The sequence below is a fragment of the Streptomyces sp. NPDC017529 genome (assembly GCF_044329785.1).
Classification (GTDB): Bacteria; Actinomycetota; Actinomycetes; order Streptomycetales; family Streptomycetaceae; genus Streptomyces.
Genome location: NZ_JBIRJY010000031.1, coordinates 36,510 through 38,023, shown reverse-complemented (window position 1 = coordinate 38,023; position 1,514 = coordinate 36,510). Strand labels below are relative to the sequence as shown.

The 1,514-nt window shown below is 71.9% G+C and carries 2 protein-coding genes; one reads left to right on the top strand and one right to left on the bottom strand.

Translation table 11 applies throughout. The features are described from left to right. Nucleotides 1–155: 155 nt before the first annotated feature. Nucleotides 156–617, bottom strand: a complete 462-nt coding sequence (locus tag ACH4K4_RS36575; protein ID WP_398173918.1) for a lamin tail domain-containing protein — start codon at nt 615–617, stop codon at nt 156–158. Between the two features lie 608 nt (nt 618–1,225). Here ACH4K4_RS36575 and ACH4K4_RS36570 point away from each other — a divergent pair. Continuing rightward, on the top strand, nt 1,226–1,514 hold a 289-nt coding region (locus tag ACH4K4_RS36570; RefSeq protein ID WP_398173915.1), incomplete at its 3' end, for a chaplin.

Sequence of the window (1,514 nt, the reverse complement as noted above, 5' to 3'; positions counted from 1 at the left end):
GACATTCTGCGGGTGCGGGTTGCGGGGGCAACGGCCGGGGACCGGGCCGCACCTGGGGGCCCTGCCTCTCCCCTGCCGGGGGGGGCGCCGCGGCCCCCTCGGCCGCGGCGCACCTGGATGTCCGGGGGCCGTGGCGGGCGGCCCCGGAACAGCGGTCAGCGGCGGCCCCAGTGCTTGGTGTCGACGAGGTGGCGGTGGTCGTTGCGCAGGCTGGCGGTGTCGCGGCGGTTGTCCCAGACGTAGTTGCGGCGGGCCTGGTAGACGTCGCGCCAGGTGTCACGCCCGTGGCCGGTGTGCACGCGGACCTCCTGGCGGCCGTTCAGGCGCAGGCTGTTGAAGCGGTAGGTCTTGTGGGTGCTGCGGCTGGTCAGCGTCCAGCCCTTGAGGTTGACCGCGCGGTGGCCGAGGTTCTTCACCGTGACCCACTCCGCGTTGAGGCTGCGGTTGGAGCCGTCGTCGCGGCCGGGGCTGTCGGCCTGTACCGCGCCGATGACGATGGGGGAGCGGTGCGGGGCGGGCAGGGTGTGCGCGCCGGTGGCGGCGGCGGGCAGGACCGCGCCGGTGGCCAGGGCGGCCGAGCCGAGTGCGACGGCCGCGAGACGGGCAGAACGGGACATGGTGAACCTCCTGCGGTCAGCCCCGCGGAGGCGGGGCCGGTGGGACGAGATGCCCGGAGCTGCCGGGTGGGCCTCACTGTGGGCTAGTCCCGCAGGCGGTGGTTGAAGATGGGACGGCCCGTTACAGGACTCGGACATTTGCACAACCCATCTGTGCCCGCAGTGCACGCCCCCGCGCCCAGACGTCGATCACGCGCCCCCGGCACACCGCGCCGCGCACGCTACTGACCTGGAGATTCGCTGGGGCAGGATCTTTTGAGGGTGGCATCTCGTACGGGCGTGCCCGCGCGGCGTCGACCGCTGCGAACGCGTGTCCATGCCGAAAGAAACCCGTCAGGGGCAGGGGGCGGGAAGAAGAACCGTTCAGGCAGCGGTGGCGCGGGAAGCTGTGCGTTTCCTATCAGCGGGACGATCGTTCAATCCGATGCGACGCGCTCAGCACCCTGTCCGTTTCTGTCATGGCTCCCAAGGGGAGCGGGTGAACCGGGCGTTCGCCGCTTCGGCGGCGCTCCTCGGTCCAGGGGCTGGGCGATATCCCCTTCGGGATGCGGGCACCTGGCCGACGCCAGGTGCCCGGTTCGTCATCTTCGAAAGATGAAGGACCACACGTGCAACCTCTCGTGAAACACAGCGTGCTGGTCGCCGCGACGGCGACCGCAATACTGGCCGGCACGACGGCGGGCGCCCACGCCGACTCCGGCGCCGCGGGACGCACCGCGGCCTCCCCCGGCGTGCTCGCCGGCAACCTGCTCCAGGCCCCGGCCCATGTGCCGGTGAACGTGTGCGGCAACACCGTCAACGTCATCGGCCTGCTCAACCCCGCCTTCAACAACCACTGCGCCAACCCCGGCAGCCACCACCACCCGCCGGGCCACAAGCCGCCGGGTCATAAGCCCC

What these genes read in the sequence shown, in the direction of transcription:
- ACH4K4_RS36575 (WP_398173918.1), bottom strand. Translation starts at nt 617, where the DNA reads ATGTCCCGTTCTGCCCGTCTCGCGGCCGTCGCACTCGGCTCGGCCGCC.